Source organism: Paenibacillus sp. FSL H8-0280, from assembly GCF_045040665.1.
GTDB classification, from domain to species: Bacteria; Bacillota; Bacilli; order Paenibacillales; family Paenibacillaceae; genus Paenibacillus; species Paenibacillus xylanexedens_A.
On the sequence record NZ_CP150296.1, the window covers coordinates 5,459,749 to 5,481,876 of the forward strand.

Annotated in this window: 19 protein-coding genes and 1 other annotated feature; all 19 genes read right to left on the minus strand. The window is 48.1% G+C overall.

All coding sequences use genetic code 11. The features are described 5' to 3' along the window. Nucleotides 1-35: 35 nt before the first annotated feature. The 19 genes from minD to MHI12_RS23890 all read right to left on the minus strand — a co-directional run bounded on the left by minD (nucleotide 36) and on the right by MHI12_RS23890 (nucleotide 22,127). Nucleotides 36-830 carry a septum site-determining protein MinD gene (gene minD / locus MHI12_RS23800; protein ID WP_017692616.1) on the minus strand — a complete coding sequence of 265 codons (795 nt, stop codon included), beginning with the start codon at nucleotides 828-830 and terminating at the stop codon, nucleotides 36-38. 3 nt (nucleotides 831-833) lie between these two features. Further along, nucleotides 834-1,496: a septum site-determining protein MinC gene (gene minC / locus MHI12_RS23805; RefSeq protein ID WP_017692615.1), complete on the minus strand. Its 663-nt coding sequence runs from the start codon at nucleotides 1,494-1,496 to the stop codon at nucleotides 834-836. A 74-nt stretch (nucleotides 1,497-1,570) separates the two neighbouring features. Further along, nucleotides 1,571-2,104, minus strand: a complete 534-nt coding sequence (mreD, locus tag MHI12_RS23810; RefSeq protein ID WP_405170519.1) for a rod shape-determining protein MreD — start codon at nucleotides 2,102-2,104, stop codon at nucleotides 1,571-1,573. Beyond that, nucleotides 2,104-2,976 (minus strand): rod shape-determining protein MreC, encoded by an 873-nt coding sequence (mreC, locus tag MHI12_RS23815; protein WP_091011898.1) that lies wholly within the window; start codon nucleotides 2,974-2,976, stop codon nucleotides 2,104-2,106. Before mreC ends, mreD begins: the two co-directional genes overlap by 1 nt. Before the next feature lie 185 nt (nucleotides 2,977-3,161). Further along, nucleotides 3,162-4,196, minus strand: coding sequence for a rod shape-determining protein (locus tag MHI12_RS23820; protein WP_017692612.1), 1,035 nt, complete (start codon nucleotides 4,194-4,196; stop codon nucleotides 3,162-3,164). 183 nt (nucleotides 4,197-4,379) lie between these two features. Beyond that, nucleotides 4,380-5,069: a DNA repair protein RadC gene (gene radC, locus MHI12_RS23825; RefSeq protein ID WP_341008643.1), complete on the minus strand. Its 690-nt coding sequence runs from the start codon at nucleotides 5,067-5,069 to the stop codon at nucleotides 4,380-4,382. Between the two features lie 37 nt (nucleotides 5,070-5,106). Further along, complete coding sequence (locus tag MHI12_RS23830) at nucleotides 5,107-5,718, minus strand: nucleoside triphosphate pyrophosphatase (RefSeq protein ID WP_036673538.1); 612 nt, start codon at nucleotides 5,716-5,718, stop codon at nucleotides 5,107-5,109. Between the two features lie 94 nt (nucleotides 5,719-5,812). After that, nucleotides 5,813-6,055 carry a DUF4321 domain-containing protein gene (locus MHI12_RS23835; protein ID WP_036605903.1) on the minus strand — a complete coding sequence of 81 codons (243 nt, stop codon included), beginning with the start codon at nucleotides 6,053-6,055 and terminating at the stop codon, nucleotides 5,813-5,815. 145 nt (nucleotides 6,056-6,200) lie between these two features. Next, nucleotides 6,201-7,430 carry an SPOR domain-containing protein gene (locus tag MHI12_RS23840; RefSeq protein ID WP_405170520.1) on the minus strand — a complete coding sequence of 410 codons (1,230 nt, stop codon included), beginning with the start codon at nucleotides 7,428-7,430 and terminating at the stop codon, nucleotides 6,201-6,203. A gap of 116 nt (nucleotides 7,431-7,546) precedes the next feature. Further along, nucleotides 7,547-8,866: a UDP-N-acetylmuramate--L-alanine ligase gene (gene murC / locus MHI12_RS23845; protein WP_244898366.1), complete on the minus strand. Its 1,320-nt coding sequence runs from the start codon at nucleotides 8,864-8,866 to the stop codon at nucleotides 7,547-7,549. Nucleotides 8,867-8,922: 56 nt separating this feature from the next. Further along, nucleotides 8,923-10,299: a folylpolyglutamate synthase/dihydrofolate synthase family protein gene (locus MHI12_RS23850; RefSeq protein ID WP_341008647.1), complete on the minus strand. Its 1,377-nt coding sequence runs from the start codon at nucleotides 10,297-10,299 to the stop codon at nucleotides 8,923-8,925. Between the two features lie 76 nt (nucleotides 10,300-10,375). After that, entirely contained in the window at nucleotides 10,376-13,042 is a 2,667-nt protein-coding gene (locus tag MHI12_RS23855) for a valine--tRNA ligase (protein WP_405170521.1), read from the minus strand. Between the two features lie 61 nt (nucleotides 13,043-13,103). Further along, nucleotides 13,104-13,385 (minus strand) — a binding site (T-box leader). A gap of 155 nt (nucleotides 13,386-13,540) precedes the next feature. Further along, nucleotides 13,541-15,124 (minus strand): LysM peptidoglycan-binding domain-containing protein, encoded by a 1,584-nt coding sequence (locus MHI12_RS23860; RefSeq protein WP_405170522.1) that lies wholly within the window; start codon nucleotides 15,122-15,124, stop codon nucleotides 13,541-13,543. Nucleotides 15,125-15,498: 374 nt separating this feature from the next. Further along, complete coding sequence (locus tag MHI12_RS23865) at nucleotides 15,499-16,398, minus strand: RluA family pseudouridine synthase (protein ID WP_340964105.1); 900 nt, start codon at nucleotides 16,396-16,398, stop codon at nucleotides 15,499-15,501. After that, nucleotides 16,395-17,699, minus strand: coding sequence for a glutamate-1-semialdehyde 2,1-aminomutase (hemL, locus tag MHI12_RS23870; RefSeq protein WP_047841187.1), 1,305 nt, complete (start codon nucleotides 17,697-17,699; stop codon nucleotides 16,395-16,397). The genes MHI12_RS23865 and hemL overlap by 4 nt, the downstream gene beginning before the upstream one ends. A 26-nt stretch (nucleotides 17,700-17,725) precedes the next feature. Beyond that, nucleotides 17,726-18,727 carry a porphobilinogen synthase gene (gene hemB / locus MHI12_RS23875; protein ID WP_017692601.1) on the minus strand — a complete coding sequence of 334 codons (1,002 nt, stop codon included), beginning with the start codon at nucleotides 18,725-18,727 and terminating at the stop codon, nucleotides 17,726-17,728. Nucleotides 18,728-18,950: 223 nt separating this feature from the next. Next, nucleotides 18,951-20,513: a uroporphyrinogen-III C-methyltransferase gene (gene cobA / locus MHI12_RS23880; RefSeq protein WP_405170523.1), complete on the minus strand. Its 1,563-nt coding sequence runs from the start codon at nucleotides 20,511-20,513 to the stop codon at nucleotides 18,951-18,953. Between the two features lie 4 nt (nucleotides 20,514-20,517). Next, on the minus strand, nucleotides 20,518-21,474 hold the full coding sequence (hemC, locus tag MHI12_RS23885) for a hydroxymethylbilane synthase (protein WP_091037577.1): 957 nt from the start codon (nucleotides 21,472-21,474) through the stop codon (nucleotides 20,518-20,520). A 2-nt stretch (nucleotides 21,475-21,476) separates the two neighbouring features. Continuing rightward, nucleotides 21,477-22,127, minus strand: coding sequence for a bifunctional precorrin-2 dehydrogenase/sirohydrochlorin ferrochelatase (locus tag MHI12_RS23890; RefSeq protein ID WP_338588369.1), 651 nt, complete (start codon nucleotides 22,125-22,127; stop codon nucleotides 21,477-21,479). Between the last annotated feature and the right edge of the window lies 1 nt (nucleotide 22,128).

Consider the following 22,128-nt stretch of genomic DNA (forward strand, 5'->3'; position numbering starts at 1 on the left):
TGTAATCAGATAATGAATAAGTCCATTTAAATGAGTTAACCCATTCCCAAGAACTTTTTGAAACGAGTAAAAGCTCCCTTTTTCTGCTCCAGCTGCATCAATGGGACCGTATCTCCCAGAATGCGTCGTGCAATGTTGCGATACGCAATTGCCGCAAGTGAATCCGGATTCATGACCGTAGGTTCTCCTGAATTGGCCGCTTTGATGACCAGTTCATCATCAGGCACGATGCCAATCAGGTCAATATTAAGTACTTGTAAAATACCATCGATATCTAACATGTCACCCGATTTAACCATATTATTGCGAATTCGATTCACCACCAGCTTTGGTGATTGAATGTGCGAACTCTCCAGCAGGCCGATGACACGATCCGCATCACGTACTGCAGCATTTTCCGGTGTAGTGACCACGATGGCTTGGTCTGCTCCTGCTACCGCATTTTTGAAACCCTGCTCTATACCGGCTGGGCAATCAATAATGACGTACTCAAAATCTTTTTTTAATTCAAGGATAATATCCTTGACCTGTTCTGGCGACACTGAGTTTTTGTCTCTCGTCTGCGCCGCAGGCAACATGTATAATTCTTCGAAACGCTTGTCTTTGACCAAAGCCTGATTCAGACGGCAGCGGCCGTCCGCAACGTCGCACAGATCGTAAATAATACGGTTTTCGAGTCCCATCACGACATCCAAATTACGAAGGCCGATATCGGTATCTACCAGACAAACCTTTTTGCCGAGCAGCGCCAGCGCTGTCCCGATGTTTGCCGAGGTGGTTGTTTTACCCACGCCGCCTTTACCCGAAGTGATCACGATCGCCTCTCCCATGAGCTACACTCCTTTAAACACATTAAAATCTCGGCGTAACCGAACGATATTGCTCATTTTGTCTATCTGCATCTGATTGTCCTGTAAGTAAGCAAATTCCATTCCGGTCTCTCGGCTCTCCCATTCATCGGGAGGACGACTGATGATATCCGCAATCCGTAGCTGCGTCGGTGCAAATACCGAAGCGGCAATGATCGCTTCCTCGTCCCCACCAATTCCGGCATGAGCCATACCTCTGAGTGAACCCAACACATATATATCTCCGGTACACGTCACTGTGCCCCCCGGATTGATATCCCCAAGAAACAGGAGATTTCCTTCATGATGAAGCACCTGACCTGAACGCACCATACCACACATGGTTACAATCGGCGGCGGTCCTTTAACCTCCGGTTGGAGTGCAGGTGAGTCGATGGATCGAATAAGCAGATTCCCTTTTTGCTTCAATATATCGAGGATTGCTTCTTTCTGGTCCTCTGTCACTTCGCGGGCACCCAACTTGATATCCACATGAACAATCGGTCCGGTCAAAATATTTTGATGGCTGTGTTCCAGCTTATAGCGGAGCTCATAGAGCAATTCCTCGAATTCACATTGATCGTCCAACAGGAAAACCAGGCCGTCTCGGATGCCTTTAATCGTTACGTGATTCGATTTTACCGTCATAAGCCTGTCCCTCCCATCTCATTACATTTCGTGCCCGGGGCCCCAAGTTCCTGCTTTGCGCTCCATAAATGTATTTAGGAAGCTTCTTCTGTCTTGCTCCGTCTTTTGCCGATCCGCTCCAGTTGTTTCCGAAGGGGGACATAAATGATCAAGGCAAACACAAAATGAATGAACAAATTAGGAATCATGTATTCAATCAACGCCCAGTCAAAGGTCACGTGGTTAAGTTGGAAGAGCTTGTACAGGAAAAATAGCATGGTGTCATTAAGCAGACTTCCCAAAATGACAACCGATACCATAACCGGCAGTGGTGCACGTGGTGCTTGAAAAATGAGTCCCATCATGTATGCCGATAAGCCCATCGAGAATCCATAAGGTCCAATCATCTCGCCGTAGAATACAACGTCATGCAATAGTCCAAAAAATATACCGAGTACTAGTGCCGTATGACGATGATGATATACAGCGATAAACAAAATTACGATATAGACCAGATTGGCAGAAATACGCATCTGCCAGCCAGAAGGGATGAGCAGCGGCAAAATTGTGCCTTCCACAATGAACAAAAGGAATAGTAACAGGAACAAAACTTGCTTACGTGTTACCATTATTCTTTTACCTCAGGCGGGATAATGACAATCAGCTCTTTCCAATCAAGGAAGCTTGCGTATGGTTTGATAATCGCAGTCCGCGTTAAACCGTACTCCCCAACTTCAACCTTTTCCACTTCACCAATCCGCATATACTTGGGAAAGTTATTGATGATCCCCGAAGAGATGATCTCATCACCCTTTTTGATATTTGAATCCTCCGAGATTTTAGTCATCTTGAGCATGCCCGTCTTCGGATCGTAGCTCTCAATCATACCAAACACTTTCTCTTTACCTACTGCCGTTGCTGCAATGGCATTGGATGTCGGATCATTGGCGTCCATGGACGTTAACAGATTAACCGTTGATGTATATGAGCTGACATGACTGATCACGCCGACCAGCCCTTCCTGGGAGGTAACGGCCATCCCCGGCTTGATTCCCGCATTTTCACCGATATCAATGTTAATGGTTCTGCTATTTGGATCCGAATTGGCACTGATAACCTGAGCAATTCGTGAACCGTAATTATAGCGATTCTTCTGTTCTTCTGTGAAATTGAGCGCTTTCTGAAGTTGCTCATTCACTTGCTCCATATCATTGTACTTCAGCCGATCCCGGGTATAGTGACCCATTGCGATGCGAAGCTCTTCATTCTCATCATATACCGTACGCATGTTCGCTACATCTTTGAAAAAGCCCGCTACATAGGAAGCGGGCTTGTAAAATACGTATTGTACAAATCCAACTGAATCCTTCAGGAATTTCTCCGGCCAGGATAGAGTGGTTCGCGGACTGAGCGTAAAGCCCATTAACGCGATAAATGTAACAAGGCCCACCAGCAAAACAAAAAGTCTTTTGTTGCCTAGCAGTTTAAACAGTTCGAACACCCTCTAACATCCATATTCTCTTCCGAGCCATGCCCGGCGGGGAGACTGTCAGACCTGTAGTCCCTGCGAGAATATCAGCCGATCCTCCCCTGTTAAGCGGGTAATAGCTCATCCCCGGGGTTAACCGGGTCCTCTATAAAGATATCTTGCCACTTGGTCGCTATGCCAAGTTAGGCAAATACCAATTAACGTTTGGAACGAACTGCCGAACTGCTTCTGCTTTTGAACAAATGAATATTCTCTAGCGCTTTACCTGTTCCGATTGCTACACAATCCAGCGGGTTCTCAGCCACAATGACAGGCATTCCTGTCTCACCAGCAAGAAGCTTGTCCAGGTTGCGAAGCAACGCCCCACCACCTGTAAGAACGATACCCCGATCCATGATATCGGCTGCAAGTTCAGGCGGGCATTTTTCCAGTGTTACTTTTACCGCTTCAACAATTGCATTCACGGTATCAGCCAGCGCTTCACTGATCTCGTCCGAAGTAATCGTAATTGTCTTCGGCAGTCCTGTTACAAGGTCACGTCCACGAATTTCCATCGTTTCTACTTGTTCCAATGGCATAGCTGATCCGATGTCCATCTTCAATTGCTCCGATGTACGCTCACCGATCATGAGATTGTATTGGCGTTTGATGTACTGGATAACGGATTCATCCATCTCGTCACCTGCTACACGAACCGAACGGCTCGTTACAATACCACCAAGAGAGATAACAGCCACTTCCGTTGTACCGCCACCAATATCGACAACCATACTACCCGTTGGTTCCCATACAGGCAGATCTGCACCGATTGCAGCAGCAAAAGGCTCTTCAATCGTATAGGCTTCACGTGCCCCAGCCTGTTTGGTTGCATCTTCAACCGCACGTTGTTCTACTGCTGTGATCCCGGACGGTACACATACCATCACGTTTGGATGACGTTGGAACATGGAGCGCTGTTTCTGCGCCTCACGGATAAAATATTTGATCATTGTTGCCGTTGTATCGAAATCGGCAATAACGCCATCTTTCATTGGACGAATGGCACGAATGTTACCTGGTGTACGTCCAATCATTTTTTTGGCGGCTTCACCTACTGCCTCGATGCTATTTGTATCTGTCCGTATAGCGACAACCGAAGGTTCTCGCACCACAATTCCTTTTCCTCGTACATAAACCAACGTATTTGCTGTCCCCAAGTCAATACCCAAATCTTTCGTAAAACCACCAAACATAACATAATCTCCTTTTCTGCCTCATATAGCCGCCCCATTCTGATCCAGAGCGTAATAATTTTATTCCCACGCAATACGTGGAGCTAATATTCGCATTTGTTTTTTTGCATTTGTAAAGTGAACCTATCTTTTACGGACAACGCCGTTAACATTCATAGGAAAACATCAACGCCAACCATTATATTATACTAAGCCCTTCTCCTTCAAACTTACGTACGTTCCATCTCCGATAATAATATGATCAAGCACGTCAATGCCAACAATAGCGCCTGCTTCAATCAGTCTCTTGGTTATTTGGATATCCTCCGGACTGGGCGTAGGATCACCACTCGGATGGTTGTGTGCGCACACAATCGATGCGCTGCTGCATTTGATGGCAGCCCGGAACACTTCACGTGGATGTACAATCGAAGCGTTAAGGCTGCCCATGGAGAGTGTTTCCTGGGCAATAATATGATTTTTGCTATTCAGAAAGAGACACACAAAATGTTCTTTTTGCAAGTAACGCAATTGTTCGATCAGGATATCAGCTGCATCACGCGGTGTACGAATTGAAGTCGACTGTGTAAGTCTGCTTTTGGCAATCCGATGACCCAGCTCAATGCCGGCTTTCAATTGCACAGCCTTGGCATTGCCAATCCCTTTCATCCCGGTCAGTTCTTCCAGACTCAAATCCATCAACGAGCGAATGCCACCCGCTTCGGCCAGAATCCGCTGTGCCATATGCACCGCGGATTCCTGTCTTGTGCCTGTTCGAAGTAAAATTGCCAGCAATTCAGCATGGCTTAAGGCGCCCGCCCCGTATTCCATCATGCGTTCTCTCGGGCGTTCTTCCTGGGGGATGTCGCGCATCATGTATTGAGGCGACTCCATATGTTCCCTCTTTTCATTTCACAACATTTGGCTTCATTCATGTTCGTGGCAACACATGTACGCCGAACCCGTCCAACATATCACTTAGCAAAGATAGCGGCAAGCCAACCACATTAAAATAACATCCTTCAATGCGGTCGATCAGTGAAGCACCAATGCCCTGAATGGCATATGATCCTGCCTTATCTGAAGGCTCACCTGTCTGCACATAAGCACGGATGGTCGCATCCGACAGCTCTTTCATCGTTACATCGGTCTGGCGGTAATGAACTAACGACTGTCCATTGCCGGCATCAATACAAGCGACGCCCGTAAACACCCGATGTACGCGGCCCTGCAGCCGGGATAACATACGTTCAGCATCCGCTTCGTCTAAAGGTTTGCCTAGAATCTCACCATCCAGAACAACAACGGTGTCACTACCAACAATAATGGCTTCCTGCTCGCGGCCTTCAAGCCCGCGATACACGGCAAGCGCCTTGCGCAAAGCAAGTTCCTGTACCGTCTGTTCAGGTGTCCACTCTGGTGGTGTATCTTCATTGGCATGACTTGGTATTACATCAAACGCTAGGTGGAGTGATGCGATCAGTTCTTTGCGCCGAGGCGATGTGGAGGCCAGAATAATAGGGCGCTGTTGTGTGTTATCCAAAATGAACGGCTCCTTATGCCACGGCAACATCCTGTCCGGATCACGATAATAGATGTCACTGGTTTAATTTTTTTCGTCATAACTCGTCATTCTCCTACAGTCTGCGATACAGCCACACAGCGGCAATCATACCGATCAGACTCAGAAGGCTCATTTGAAATTGAAGTGAAATATTATAACTGATAATATCCAGATCAGCCTGTGGCGACCAACGTATGGTCGTGGCTTTCGTAAGAAAGGCTACTGCCTTTACAGGCTGCAGTGCCTTGGCGATCCACGCTCCGGCCATCCAGCCGAGCAGCAGAAACAGCAATAACATGCCGAAGTTTTTTTTCATCGGTAATCTTCCCTCGCCATTTTTTGACACCCACATTATTATACGGGGTTTTGTACGTCAATACAAACACAAATCCGGCAAGGGGAACTATTTCCAGTTCCTTGCCGGATAGGTATTTCCAAGCGTTGTTATGGGAAAGAGCATGTTACTGCTTAATCGCTTCGAGCCATTTTTTCTGCTGCAGTACATATTCCATCAGATCGGACTGCACGGACCACATGTGCACATCATCCGGGTTTTTGTTGTACTCCGAGATAGCCGTAATTGCACTGTTCATTGATTTCTCCATTCCACCAATAATAGGTTGTACATCTGCGGTCAGGCCAGGTGTAAGACTATTCAATCCCGTCAGCCATGACTCGTGCTTATTCTGAATCGCGGTCATCGTTTCTGTAGAGACTGCTGCCGGAGCAGACTGTCCCAGCTGTTGAATGGACAAGGTAGATAATTGTTCAACCAGTGCAGAACTGTTTGTGAAGAAAAGCTGCACATCCTCTTGCTTGCCACCGAATATAGCCGGATTGATCTCAGGGTTCACAATCTCTTTGACGTACAGTTCAACTCCCTGGGCTTTTAGCCTGGAGCTTAGTAGCTTGGCCTCTTCACGATCAGCCGAAATGCCTGCATATACTCGATTGCCATCTTCAGGATCAGAACCTGCGGCTATACCTGCCTGAGCCAGCTCAAGCTTGGCCTGCTCAGCTCGTTCAGGAGAACTGAATACGCCGTATTGAAGTGCATAATACGTGCTGCCAGTCGTAGCTGTCTGAAGCTCTTGCTCTGTACCAGCAGCCCCCTCCTGACCCGTCACGGTGGAAACCGCCTGATTGACTGGCAGAAGATCGCCTGGCTTCGCGGCTCCTTCTTTATTAAAAAATGAAAGAATAACCATACCAAAAAGTGCTCCGGTAACAAGTGCCCCAGTGACAGAACCAATCATTTTCCAGCCCCTTGGAGGGCGATTGCGTTTATAGGAATAGTTTTCCGAATCTGCAAGCCAGTCGTGGCCTTGATCATCATGGGTATTGGACAGATCACGACGCTCTTCCTCCGGATTATCGGTGTGATTAACATAACCGTAACCGGAACGGTTCCCAAAATAATGGGCCTCATCCAAGTTCAAGTTCGAATCATGAGTCACCCGCTCGTCAGGTTCAGGTACAGTAGAGCTTGTCAGCACCGTCTCTCCCCAGTCTCCGGGGATATCCTCAGGCGTCCATGATGGGGTTGTATCCATCTGCTTAGGCGTTAGCGATTGATTATGCGGTAATTCTTCACTTAACGTCACCAATGGACTGGACGCGGATATCCTCTTGTTTTCAGGCTTGTCCGACTCATGATCCCCGAAGCGAAACGTCATTCTAGCATTGCTCACCCGTACCCTCTCCTTTGTCCCATTTATATAAGCTATATGCAGAGACTGGAGAATACATTCCATATAACGCAAAAAACGCCTGCTTCGTATCGAAGACAGGCGATTTCTCAATTGATCTATTTCAAACCTTTGGCTAGTGTATCGCCGACTTTCCAAATATCACCTGCACCCATCGTAATCACAAGATCTCCTGGCTGCAGACGATGCTGCAAATCAGCGACAACTTCTTCTTTTGTAGGAAGGTAACGTGCAGAAGCATTACTGTTTTGAACGATCAGTTCAACCAGTTTGGCTGAGGTTACCCCTTCGATCTGTTTTTCGCCCGCAGGAGAATAGATATCCGTAATAAGCACTTCATCCGCTTCCGCGAAAGCACGACTGAACGCATCCAGCAGGAAGAACGTCCGCGTATAACGCTGTGGCTGGAATACCGCAATAATGCGTTTGCCCGTTGCCTTGGCGGCACTAATGGTAGCTTCAATCTCAGTCGGGTGATGAGCATAATCATCGATGATCAGCATATCGCGCGCCTCACCCAATACCTGGAATCTGCGTTTGGCTCCGTGGAACTGGATGATAGCTGCCACAATCTTCTCAAATGGAATCCCTGCTTCCAGACAGGTAATCACAGTAGCCATCGCATTATAAACGTTATGCTTACCCGGCACTGATAGCTCCACCGTGCCCATAGCAGCACCCTGATGATTCATCGTAAAGGAGATACGGCGATCGCCCAGTACAATATCCGTTGCCGTATAATCTGCTGCACGATCAATACCATAGGTTGTAATCCGTGACTTGAGTTCTGGCAAAATCGCTTGAACATTCTCGTCGTCAGAACACACAATCGCTGTTCCTTCCGGACGAATCTGGCTCAGGAACTGCACATAAGCTCTTTTGAGCTCCTCAAAATCACTGTTGTAATTCTCCAGATGATCTGCCTCAATATTGGTTACAATACCGAGCCATGGATGGTACTGCAAAAACGAACCATCGCTCTCGTCCGCTTCAGCGACTACCCAGTCGCCTTGACCGGCCTTCGCGTTGGTACCCACATTCATGATTTCTCCGCCAATAATGTATGTCGGATCTGTATCACATTTATCCATAACAAGTGCAATCATGGATGAAGTGGTTGTTTTACCATGAGCCCCAGCTACAGCCACACCTTTACGTTCGTTCAACAAACGTGCAAGCATCTGGGAACGATGCAGAATCGGAATGTTCAGCTCTGCAGCTGCTACCCGTTCCACATTATCAGCAGGCGCTGCCGTAGAGTAGACAACCAGGTCTGCTCCAGTGACGTGCTCTGCCGTATGTCCGATATATATTTTCGCTCCCTTGGCTGCCAACTTCTCGGTCAACTCCTGTGAAGCGACATCCGATCCGGTAACGGTGTATCCCATTTCCAACATAACTCTTGCGATGGCACTCATGCCATATCCGCCAATCCCTATAAAATGAACGTGTTCCGATGTATTTAACAAAACTTTCACCAACCTTTTTCAGAATCGGTTTGATGCAAAAGGGCTGCCCGCACATCCGCAATCAGGTACAGTGTGCCGGAGACCACCCCCAGATCTTCCGCTTCCGTCCGTGACTTCAATAGATCAAGTGCCTTTGCCCATTCGGGCTCGACGATGATTTCCAGTTCCTGCTTCGCAATGGCGGGACGTACCCGTTCGACAATCTGCAGCAATTCGGCTGCATCCATTTTGCGTCGGAAATCTGGCTCGGTCAGGATCAGCGTATCCACTAGTGGCAGTATATGCTGCAAATACGCTTCGTGATGCTTATTTGCCAACATACCCATCATCAAAATTAACTTGTTGTGTGGATAGACATCCATAATGCTCTTGGCCAGTGACTCTGCCCCTTCCGGATTATGTGCTCCATCGAGCACAATTCGGGGTTCATCGACGACTTTTTCGAATCTTCCTGCCCAGAAAGCATTCTCCAGTCCAAGTGCAATATCGTTGTCATCCAGCATAAATGCCATGTATTGTCTAAGCAATTCAAGCACCATAAGTGCAGCCGCTGCATTGTCACATTGATGTGAGCCCTGCATGCGTATGCGAACGTCCAGATCACGGAACGGGCCTGTAAAATGAAAAGATTGTCCGTTCTCATTGCTGTCCAGTCTATGATAAGAGAATTGATCTCCAGCCAAATACACGCTTGATTGAAGCTGCTGTGCTTTCTCCTGAATCACCTTCACAGCTTCGGGTTGAGTCGCGCAAGTCACAACGGGTACTCCCGGCTTGATAATACCTGCCTTTTCTCCAGCAATCTGCTCAATCGTATCTCCAAGCACATCCGTATGATCCATACCAATGTTGGTGATGACGGACACAACAGGTGCGACAATATTCGTTACGTCCATCCTTCCCCCTAGCCCCGTCTCCCATACCACAACGTCAGGGTAACACTCCTCTGCATAGTACAGAAGCGCCAGAGCCGTGGACACCTCAAACATCGTGGGTGATCCAAGCGGAGTGGAGGCCATTTCCATGACCAGTGGATGTAATCGGTTCGAGAGCTTAAGCAGGATTTCTTCAGGAATATCCTCACCGTTGTATTGAAAACGGTTTGTAAACTTGGTGATATAAGGCGACGTAAAGGTACCTACATCATATCCAGCCTGAAGAAGCACTGACGTCAAAAAAGCGCAAGTCGAACCTTTGCCGTTCGTTCCCGCGACATGAATAAATTTGAGACGTTGGTGTGGATTGCCTAACATGGACATCAGACTCTCGATTCGTTCCAATCCAGGTCGGATGCCAAAAGGAATAAGGCCATTGATCCAGTCCACGGCCTCGTTATACGTAAGTAAAGGAGTTGCTGCATCTGTCCCGTCTAATTCCGTCATCTGATTCACCTTCGGTCCCGAGTTTGAGTGAAAAAAGCGGCCGGATGGCATAATGGCTCCATCCGACCCAAATATATTAACCTTTAAGTTCCTTGATTCGTGCAATCACTTTATCCCGTTTATCGGAATAATCTGCTTGCTTGGCGCGCTCTTCCTCAATAACTTTGGCAGGAGCTTTGGCAACAAAGCCTTCGTTCGCCAGCTTTTTCTCTACACGGAGAACTTCGCCCTCAAGGTTCTCCAACTCTTTCTCCAAACGAGCCACTTCCTGCTCGATATCAATAAGACCTGCGAGCGGCAAGTATAGTTCTGCCCCAGTAATGATCGCAGTCATTGCCTTGTCCGGTGAGTTTAAATCCAGCCCACTATCGAACTCGGAAGTATTACAGAAACGTTTGATGTAGTGACTGTTACGCTCAATGATGCTGGACGTTTCAGGACTGTTTGCTTTGACCATCAACTCGATCTTTTTGCTCATCGGCACGTTCACTTCTGCCCGAATGTTTCGAACTGCACGAATGGTATCCATCAGCAGGTTCATCTCGGCAACAGCCTCTGGGTTCTCAAGAGCAGGATCATATACCGGCCATGATGCCAGCGTAATGGTCTCACCTTCATGCGGCAGATGCTGCCAGATCTCTTCGGAGATGTATGGCATAAACGGATGAATCAGGCGCATGGTCTGATCCAGCACATAAGCAAGCACGGATTGTGTTTTCTTCTTGGCAACCGGATCTTCCCCATAGAAGGACAGCTTAGCAAACTCAATGTACCAGTCACACAGGTCATCCCAGATAAAGTTATACAACACACGACCCGTTTCCCCAAATTCATACGCTTCGATTAGACGCGTAATATCGCGGGAAGTTTCGTTCAGACGATGCAAAATCCAATAATCCGCTGTACCAAGCTCTCCGCTAATGTCACGTTCCTCATAGGTGAATCCTTCCAGATTCATCAATGCAAAGCGCGAAGCATTCCAGATCTTGTTGGCAAAATTACGAGCCTGCTCTACCCGTTCCCAACGGAAACGGAGATCCTGACCTGGCGTGCTGCTGGTTGAGATCATGTAACGCATTGCATCTGCGCCATATTTCTCAATCACATCCAGCGGATCTACGCCGTTGCCCAGTGATTTGGACATTTTGCGTCCATCTGCATCACGAACAAGACCATGCATCAGCACATCCTTGAACGGAATCTCATCCGTGAATTCCAGTGCAGTGAAAATCATACGTGCAACCCAGAAATATATGATGTCATACCCTGTCACAAGTACACTTGTCGGATAATAACGTTTCAGGTCTTCCGTATCTTCCGGCCAGCCTAGTGTGGAGAATGGCCATAAGCCAGAGCTAAACCAAGTATCGAGTACGTCTTCGTCCTGTCTGAGCTTGCGTCCAGCATACTCTGGCAGCGTTGTTGGATCTTCAGCAGATACGATGATTTCACCCGTTTCTTCATCATACCAGGCAGGAATACGATGTCCCCACCACAGTTGACGGGAAATACACCAGTCACGAACGTTTTCGATCCAGTTCAGATAGGTTTTCTCAAAACGATCTGGAACAAAATTAACTCCTTCGCCGCTCTGTTGTTTCTTAATCGCTCTCTCTGCAAGTGGCTTCATCTCAACGAACCACTGTGTAGACAGATACGGCTCAACAACAGCTCCGGTACGCTCACTGTGTCCAACCTGATGCGTGTGATCCTCGATATTGATCAATACGCCCTGCTCTTTCAAGTCAGCAACAATCTGCTTGCGGCAGTCACTGCGATCCAGTCCCTGATACTTGCCAGCCTCAGCATTCATTGTGCCGCTCTCATCCATTACCGTAATTTGAGGCAGATCATGACGAAGACCTACTTCAAAGTCATTTGGATCATGCGCAGGCGTGATTTTAACAGCACCACTTCCGAACTCTTTATCCACATAATCATCAGCGATAATTGGGATTTCGCGTCCAATGATAGGCAGTACAAGTACTTTACCAACCATATCTGCATAACGCTCATCCTTCGGATGAACAGCAACCGCTGTATCACCCAGCATCGTTTCAGGACGCGTTGTTGCCACTGTAACGTAGCCACTTCCGTCTTTGAGCGGGTAACGCAGATGGTACAAGTGACCCTGTACCTCTTTATATTCAACCTCAATGTCGGACAGAGCTGTCCGGTTCACCGGATCCCAGTTAATGATGCGTTTGCCTCGGTAAATAAGGCCTTTTTCATACAGCTGAACAAATACTTTGCGAACGGCTTGGGACAGACCTTCATCCAGCGTAAAACGTTCACGTGAGTAATCAAGCGACAATCCCATTTTGCCCCATTGCTGACGAATTGTAGTGGCATATTGATCTTTCCAGTCCCATACTTTCTCCAGAAACTTCTCGCGTCCCAGATCATAACGAGTCAGACCTTCTTCACGCAGCTTCTGCTCCACTTTGGTTTGGGTAGCAATACCTGCATGGTCGGAACCCGGAAGCCACAGTGCGTCATAACCTTGCATCCGTTTGGTGCGGATCAGAATATCCTGCAGTGTAAAATCGAGCGCATGCCCAATGTGCAGCATCCCCGTCACATTTGGGGGCGGAATTACAATCGTATACGGCTCGGCATCTTTACGTTGACCGGCTTTGAAATATCCACGTTCCATCCAGGTGGAGTACCATTTATCCTCTGCCGCCTTAGGATCGTAAGTGGTTGGCATTTCTGTTGCAGCTGATTTTTTTTCCTCAGACATGTGTCATTCCTCCGTTACTTCATCATCTTCGCCAAAAAAAACAAAAAAAACCTTTCATCCATCAAAGGACGAAAGGTTAGCTTTCGCGGTACCACCTTTGTTTCACGCCTACAGCAAGATAGACTTCACCCTCTGTACATGACGTGACACTTCAAGCAGATAACGGCTGCTACCGGCCCATCCTACCTCAGAAATAAATGACGATAGATCTCATTCATCTCTTGTATTCAAACAGGCAACTCCCGGGCGACTTCGATCAGTTGGTTCCTGCGGAATCTCACAGCGCTGCAATTCCACTCTCTGAAAGGTCATACTGTCTACTACTCCCGTTCCACGTTGTTCTTCAAAAAACCTACACACATCATACCTTGCTCGTGCGCGATAGTCAACCTGACAACAGTGGATAAAGAGCGCTGGAATGCAGGTTTAGGACGAATCATGCAAAAACCCGCAATCCTCAAGGGGATCACGGGTCGTAACGAAGGCTTTAACTACGGATTAAGGGATGTACAATATCTGACCTTCTTCCACAACCTGCTCAGATAATCGGTTATACAACTGAAGTTCCCTCGTGCTCAATTGATATCGATCTGCAATGGCATCCAGTGTATCTTCTCGCTGAACGATGCACAGTTTCACCTTGCGGAATGGGGTCTGGTCCACGATCGTTCCCAGGAACAGGTTCTTCCATTCCACATCATCAGCTGGATACGTTTCTTCCTGTACCACACCCGCAGGAACTTCATCGCCTCGCTCCACTTCAGCATCGCGTGCCGCTCTGCCCGAGGATAACAAGGAAGAGATACCTACGCCCTCTTCTTGCCGTGGTGCGGATTCCTTTTTGCTGCCAAAAGCAACCTTCAGCTCCGGCTTGTCTTCCGTCTCAGCCACAGGTTCAGGAACAAATGCTTCGTTCTGCACGAACTCGTCTACCCCAGTCGCTTCAAAAGACGGTCGGTCTTCCTCAGCATTGTCTGGTTCGGACGAAGCAAATACACCTTGCCAGTTCTCCGCCTGTGATTCGACCGGGACATCGGCAACTGCCTGGTTCTCCTGCTGAGGTACAGATCTCGCTGATTCGAAGTGCCATACCTCTGGTGCGTCCGGTACATCTGGGGCTGCCAACTCATTAGATGATTGGGCTACAGGCTCTGAGACTGCTTGATCTTCACCTCTCGAGTTCGCAGGCAATGCATCCACGGAAGGCTCGGACCAACCCGAAGACTCATCTTCCAGAGGCAGCAATGGTTCCGACTCAGGGTAAGAAGCTAATCGATCTGCGGTCTCAGCCATAAATGACGAGATCGGAGAAGGTTCGCTGTATTGCTCATGAGATGCCAATTCATCTCCATTCGCTGTCAGAGATGCGGGATCTTCGTTTGCATCAGGTTGTCTGTTTTCGTTAGCGTACTCCGCGCTTTGCTCCTCAGATTGAAGTGGCTCGGCCGATGACGAATTCGCATATTCTTGCTGCCATTCTTCGCTATTCCTTAATGTCTCTTCCCTTGTGGACAGGTCAGCGAATTCCGGAGCACCATATGCAAGTTCTGCTGCATTCGCAAGTCTCTCTTCCTCACTCCGCTGGAGCAGGTACTCTTGTGCAAATGTGTTGGGGTCGCTGCCTGTCTGTGCTGCTTCATCGGAACGGTTGGATTGCTGAGCATCAGGTGAATGAACAACTGTAAACTCATCTGCTGACCACACTTGTGGCTCTTCAACAGGAAAGCCCTCGATGCCTCGCAACGACAACACGCCTGTAATGTTCAGACTGCGATTGGATAACAGATCCACGTCAAAATTTTCGATCTCGATGGAAATATCCTCAATCGATCTGACCCGGTTCAGCGGCACTGTGATCTCCACGGGAATGAAATGTTTGAGCTCCTCTGAAACCTCATTTTCTCCTCTGTACGCACCTGTAAGTAAAAGATGTCCTCTTAATGTGGCATGATCATCCTGCCCTATGACTTGAATGCGCGGGTATAGTTCAATCTCCTCCAATTCCTCAATCGCAGGGACTCCCTCAGACAAATGAACGCGCTCATAAATATCGAACCGCAAACCATAAGGTTGATTCAACAAAGGTGGCGTCCTCCTTTCGGCATATGTTCACCATGATCCTTCTCATGGGACTGATCCATGGTCCAAATCCTTCGTTACCCCATCTATATGCCTTGAATGAGATGAGCATGCCACCTTTTGAAAAACCTTGCTATATATGTTCAACTCATGGATATTAACACTGTCACTCCAATGACAGAACAACCCTCTGATCACTGTTTTCCCCAGATTTTTTTGATTCCCTTCTTCAAAGGGAAAATCTTGGGATAGCTTATGCTTCCGAAGCAGCTTTCTTTCAGAAAGCTTTTAGGCGAACGCTCCGCTTCTTCACGTTATTTCTGTCCTTTCCGTTTTCGTGTAAATAGTTAGTCGAACTTAAATAGTGTATTAATAAATTAACTCTCTCGCTCTGCCAATTGTGTGAAATCGGATGGCCAAGGATCATTCACTTCAATCATGGCTCCAGTTAACGGGTGGCTAAACTTCAGCACCTCTCCATGAAGCGCCTGCCGACCAATGGCATCCGCTCTACCTCCATACAACGCATCACCAATAAGCGGGTGTCCCGCGTAACTTAGGTGTACACGAATTTGGTGTGTTCGTCCTGTATCCAGCTTTAATCGTACAAGGGTTGCTCGTTCCCATACTTCGGCGATCTCCACATGAGTAACAGCTTCCTGTCCACCTTCGGAGACACGTCTACGCTGTTTATGATGCCTATCCTTGCCAATTGGAGCATCAATTTTGCGGAGTTCAAGGGGGATTTGTCCACCTGCAATAGCTACATAATGGCGGCCAATTTCTTTGCGACGCATCGCTTCATCCAGTTTGGCGAGGGCAAATGTATTTTTGGCATACAGGACAGGTCCGGTTGTATCCTCATCCAGTCGATGAACATGGCGTACGCTCGCCTGTATTCCGTTCATTTCATAATAAGAGGCAACCACATGATCCAGCGTGATGGCCTGATCAGCACGGCTTCCATCCGGATGCAGTTTCATGCCTGCCGGTTTGTGCATAACCAGACAGAAATCATCCTCATACAATACATCCACATCAGCCCAGCGTGGCTCAACATCGATTGGCTGGGACGCAAAAAGGGCCAGCCGAAGCCGGTCCCCTGCAAGTTGTATTCCTCGGTTTGCTTTAAGCTGACGGAGCAGTTTCTCCGGAAACTGAAGCTCAGACAATAGCCATTGCTCTGCAGCCATCGGTTTGTCCGAACTGCCTGTTACGGCTTTCCCTGGCATCAGCTCAAGCCATTCCCCGCGGCGTTTCCAACTTTTAATAGTCATAGCGATTGAAGAGCTTTACGATTCGCCTCGATCGTATCGTCAATATCCTGCTCTGTGTGCACACCAGAGACAAACATGCCTTCGTATTGCGAAGGCGCAACACTCACACCTTGATCAATCATGGCCGCAAAATAACGACGGAATTGATCCAGATTGCTTTCTTTGGCAATATCATAATTGGTTACTGGAACGGCACTAAAGAATGGACAAACCATGGAACCCACACGGTTAATGGTTATTGCAATACCCGTCTCAGCTGCATTTTTTTCGAATCCGGCTTGCAAACGTGCAGACAGTGTCTCCAGACGGTCATAGACCTCTGGTGTTAACAATTTGAGCGTCGTATATCCTGCTGCCATAGCCAGCGGATTCCCGCTAAGTGTACCCGCCTGATAGATCGGTCCCGTAGGGGCAATCTGTTCCATCAGATCCCGGCGACCACCATAAGCACCAACCGGGAGTCCGCCACCGATCACTTTACCCAGACAAGTCAGGTCAGGTGTAACCCCATACCGTCCCTGAGCACAGTTCAATCCTACGCGGAAACCGGTCATGACTTCGTCAAAAATAAGCAGGCTGCCATATTGCGTTGTCAAACTGCGCAAGCCTTCAAGGAATCCGGAAGCCGGAGGTACAACCCCCATGTTACCCGCCACAGGTTCCACAATAACAGCGGCCAGTTCTTCACCATAACGTTCAAAAGCAAGCTTCACGGACTCCAGATCGTTATAAGGTACCGTAATTGTATTCACAGCTACGCCTTCAGGCACGCCTGGACTATCTGGCAACCCCAGCGTTGCAACACCTGAACCCGCCTTGATCAGCAAACTGTCCGCATGTCCATGATATGATCCTTCAAACTTCAGAATTTTACTGCGTCCGGTTACCCCGCGTGCCAGTCGAATGGCACTCATGGTTGCTTCCGTACCGGAATTAACCATCCGCACGATATCGATAGAAGGTACACGCTCACAGACCAGTTTTGCCATCTCGGTCTCCAGCAAGGTAGGTGCACCAAAGCTTGTTCCTTTAAGGGCTGTCTCACGCAAAGCCTCAACAACGTCAGGGTGTGCATGTCCCATGATGAGTGGGCCCCACGATCCCACATAGTCAATAAAAACATTGCCATCAATATCGTAGATTTTGGACCCTTCGCCGCGCTCAGCATAGATCGGAGTAAGTCCCACCGATTTGAATGCGCGCACAGGGCTGTTCACCCCCCCGGGTATGTACTGCTTCGCTTCCTCAAACGCGCTGCGTGAGCGCTCATCATTGCGACGATTACCTTGTTGTGCAGTCATGAATATCCTCCTTCATGTAATTTATTTTATTTCTCAGCCAGCCAGCGTGAAGCGTCTTTTCCGTAGTAGGTAATGATCATATCTGCACCTGCGCGTTTCATGCTGAGCAGGATTTCCATGGCGACTTTTTTCTCATCGATCCAGCCTTGAATCGCCGCTGCCTTAACCATGGCATACTCGCCACTTACATTATAGGCAACAAGCGGAAGATCAAATTGATCCTTGATGGTGCGCATAACATCCAGATAGGAAAGGGATGGTTTTACCATCAACATGTCCGCTCCTTCCAGCACATCCGTTTCGGCTTCCCGCAAAGCTTCACGTGCATTGGCCGGGTCCATCTGATACGATTTGCGGTCTCCGAATTGGGGTGTGGAATCCGCAGCTTCACGGAATGGACCATAGAATGCCGACGCGTATTTTACAGAGTAGGACATGATCGGAATATGACTGAATCCATTTTCGTCCAGCCCGGCACGGATCGCCTGTACAAATCCATCCATCATGTTGGATGGTGCAATAATGTCCGCTCCTGCTTTGGCTTGGGACACTGCCGTTTGCACGAGCAGATCAAGGGATTCGTCATTTAACACATCTCCGCAGATGTGACCGTCAATCTCCACGGTGTGTACCATACCGCAGTGACCATGATCCGTGAATTCGCATAGACAAGTATCTGCAACAACCAGCAGTTCTGGGTACCAGGATTTGATCAATCTTGTCGCTTCCTGCACAATGCCATCTTCAGCAAAGCCAGATGAACCAACACTATCCTTAGTCTCCGGAATACCAAACAATAACACCGCTGGAATTCCCAGCTCGGCAATTTCCGTTACTTCCTCCTGAAGACGATCAAGCGAGAAGCGGAATACGCCAGGCATGGATTTAATTTCAGATTTTACATTTTCTCCATACGTTACATAGATCGGTTGAATAAAGTCGTCCACGGTTAAATGGGTTTCTCTGACCATATTGCGAATACCTGTGGATTGGCGTAAACGGCGATGCCGTACAATTGGAAAACTCATACGTGTAAAACCTCCCTGAAAGTTAAATAGAGCAAAAAGGGAAGCGCGCTGGTATCCTATCGAATTCAGCACGCTTCATATGTTGACATGATTACATGGATCAATTTCATAACTCGCTAAAAATGGATTTCGTAACTAAATATAGACAAATTGAACCGTTTTGATCTATATTTAGCCTTGATTGAAGCAGCTAAAGGTATTATGAAATTGATTCCCATGTGTATTAATTTCGAAGAGCGCCTTCTTTGGTGCCTGTCCGTTTCCAGTCGCATAGCACGGTGATCAAGCTATCCATCGTTGCTTCCTCTGCCATCAGTGTAACCTTTAGTCCAGCGGCTTCTGCCGTCTTTGCTGTAACAGGTCCGATACACGCAACCTCCACATCTTTTAATAAAGGCAGAGGATCTTGCAACCCCATACGTTTCAACATACTCATGAAGTTGGTAACCGTCGATGAACTTGTAAAGGTCACCGCATGAATTCCACCTTCTTCGAGTAGCTTAAGCAGTTCATCATCATCCTCACCAGCGAGGATCGTATCGTAGGTGATGGCTTCGGTGACCTGAAGTCCTCGTTCTCTCAACTGATCACGTAACCATGTACGTGCCAGATCCCCGTGCGGAAGCAGTACTTTCTGACCTTCCTTCAATTCACTTTCAAAAGCCTCAAGCATGCCTTCGGCCTGGAAAGGACCTTTGACAACCTCTGCAACGATGCCATGTTTGCGCAAAGCATCTGCTGTGGAAGGTCCTACGGCAGCAATTCTCGCTTGATGAATCGAGCGAATATCCTTGCCTTCCTGTTCCAGATGGCGGAAGAAAAACTCCACGCCGTTCACACTTGTGAAAAACACCCAGTCATAGGTATTTAAAGCACTGAAGGCGTCTTTGACACTTTGCTGCGCAGATTCAGTAGACGGCATGACCGTCTCAATGACCGGAAACTCATACGGTTCCCCGCCGAGTTCCTCAATGCGATTCACCAGTTCACTCGCCTGACTGCGAGCACGGGTCACCAGAATTCGTTTGCCAAACAGTGGCAGCGCTTCTGCCCATTTCAATTGTTCCCTTTGATTGACGACATCTCCTACCACAATAACAGCTGGTGGTTGGAAATTGGCCGCAATCACTTTTGCTTCTATATCTTCAAGGGTACCTGTAAGGGTATCCTGTTCCGCTCGTGTTCCCCAACGAATCAGAGCTACCGGTGTTTGCGCTGGACGACCATGACGAATCAATTGTTCGCTGATATATCCAATTTTGGCAACCCCCATCATAAATACCAGTGTACCCGTTGCATTCGTCACTTTATCCCAATGGATACTGCGATCAAGCTTGTCCGGACTCTCGTGCCCCGTAATAATAGAGATGGAAGATGCATAGTCACGGTGAGTCACAGGAATTCCGGCATACGCAGGTACACTTATCGCAGCGGTTACCCCAGGCACAATCTCAAACGGAATCCCGTTTTTGTACAGCAAACCTGCCTCTTCGCCCACGCGTCCAAAGATCGTTGGATCGCCACCCTTAAGCCGAACCACAACCTTGCCTTCAAGAGCCAGATCAACCAACAGTTGATTGATCTCTTCCTGTTTCATCGTATGCCGATCCGGGCGCTTGCCCACGTAAATCTTGACTGCGCCGGGTTTCATTTGTTTCAACAATCTCGGACTTGCCAAACGATCATAGACTACAGCATCGGCTTTACCGATGGATTCCCACCCTTTTACCGTAATCAGCTTTGCATCCCCAGGACCTGCTCCTACCAAAAAGACCTTTCCCACCATGTCTTCATCCCCTAACTTCTGCCAGTATCTGCTCTGCTCCCCGTTCAATCAATCTCCAAGCCACTTCTTCACCCAGACGAACCGGGTCTTTGCCGATCAAAGCTTCCTTAAGAATCAGTCCACCATCCGGCGTGCCGACCATACCTGTTAATTGTAACGTGTTTTCACCATTCAGGGAATCCGCATCTTCCTGAGGCAGCCATACCGCATGAGCACCAATTGGAACCTGACAGCCCCCATTCAATACACTGAGAAAACGGCGTTCCGCCTGTACAGGAAATGCTGTCTCCGGATCGTTATACAGCTGCAGCAAGTGCAATAGTTCCTCATCGTCTTCACGACATTCGATACCAAGCGCGCCTTGACCCACTGCCGGAAGGCAAGCTGTTTCCGTCAGGTACTCTGTGATCCGGTCTTCCCAGCCCATACGGTACAATCCTGCAGCTGCCAGAATAATCGCATCGAATCCTTCGGTCTCCAGTTTCCGCAGACGGGAATCAATATTGCCGCGAATCGATTCCAATTGCAAATCCGGACGATAGGCCTTTAGTTGACTCGACCGGCGCAGACTGCTTGTTCCGACTCTAGCTCCTTCTGGCAGTTGATCCAGAGTAAGTCCACCATTGGAGATCAGCGCATCCCGTGGATCTGCACGACGGGGAATAGCACCATTGATTAATCCTTCGGGTAACTCGGAGGGCATATCTTTCATGCTATGCACAGCCATATCAATCGTACGATCAAGCATCGCCTGTTCAATCTCTTTGACAAACAAACCTTTGCCTCCGACTTTTGACAACGTTACATCCAGAATGAGATCTCCCTTGGTAACAATCTTATGTACTTCAAAGTCAAAAGCTAATCCTTCCCGCTCACAAATATCACGTAAATCCTGAATGACATGGCCTGTTTGGGTTAGCGCAAGCGCGCTCTGTCTACTTCCAACTTTAATTGTACGCATATCTACACTTCCTCCTGATTACGGGATATCCAGTCCCCGATTTCTTCTTCGGTCCACCACCGAAAATGGCCTGTACGAATATCTTCTAATATGTGCATTTCAGTTAATTGCCGAAGCAACGCACTTCTGAGACTTGAAGATGATACGCGTGACTTCACCTCGGTCCTCATCTGGTGCAAAAACTCAAGGTACGTCTCATACTCATCACCGAATTGTCGTTCGAGTGTGGCACGTATCTCCGCAGCTGCTGCCGGTCCCGCTCCTGCTGTGGATATCGCTATGCTTAATCTCCCACGCCTTACCACGCTTGGCGTAATAAAGCTGCTGTGCTCCGAAGACATTGCGTTATTCACCAATATGCCCGCAGCCTCAGCATCCCGAACCACAGTTGAATTGACCTCTGAATGGTCAGTCGCTGCATATACGAGAAAGGCCCCCCGCAAATCTCCATTGCGGTAGGACCGGTCTATCCATTGAATTCGGGATTCATGATGCAGTTGTTTTAATACGGGAGTAAGCTCCGGACTAATGACCGTAATCTGTGCCTCGGCATGCAGTAATCCCTTAATTTTACGTTCGGCAACACGTCCACCACCAACCACGCAGCACTTCTTGCCTGAAGTATTCACAAATATCGGCGTGTAACGGTCCATC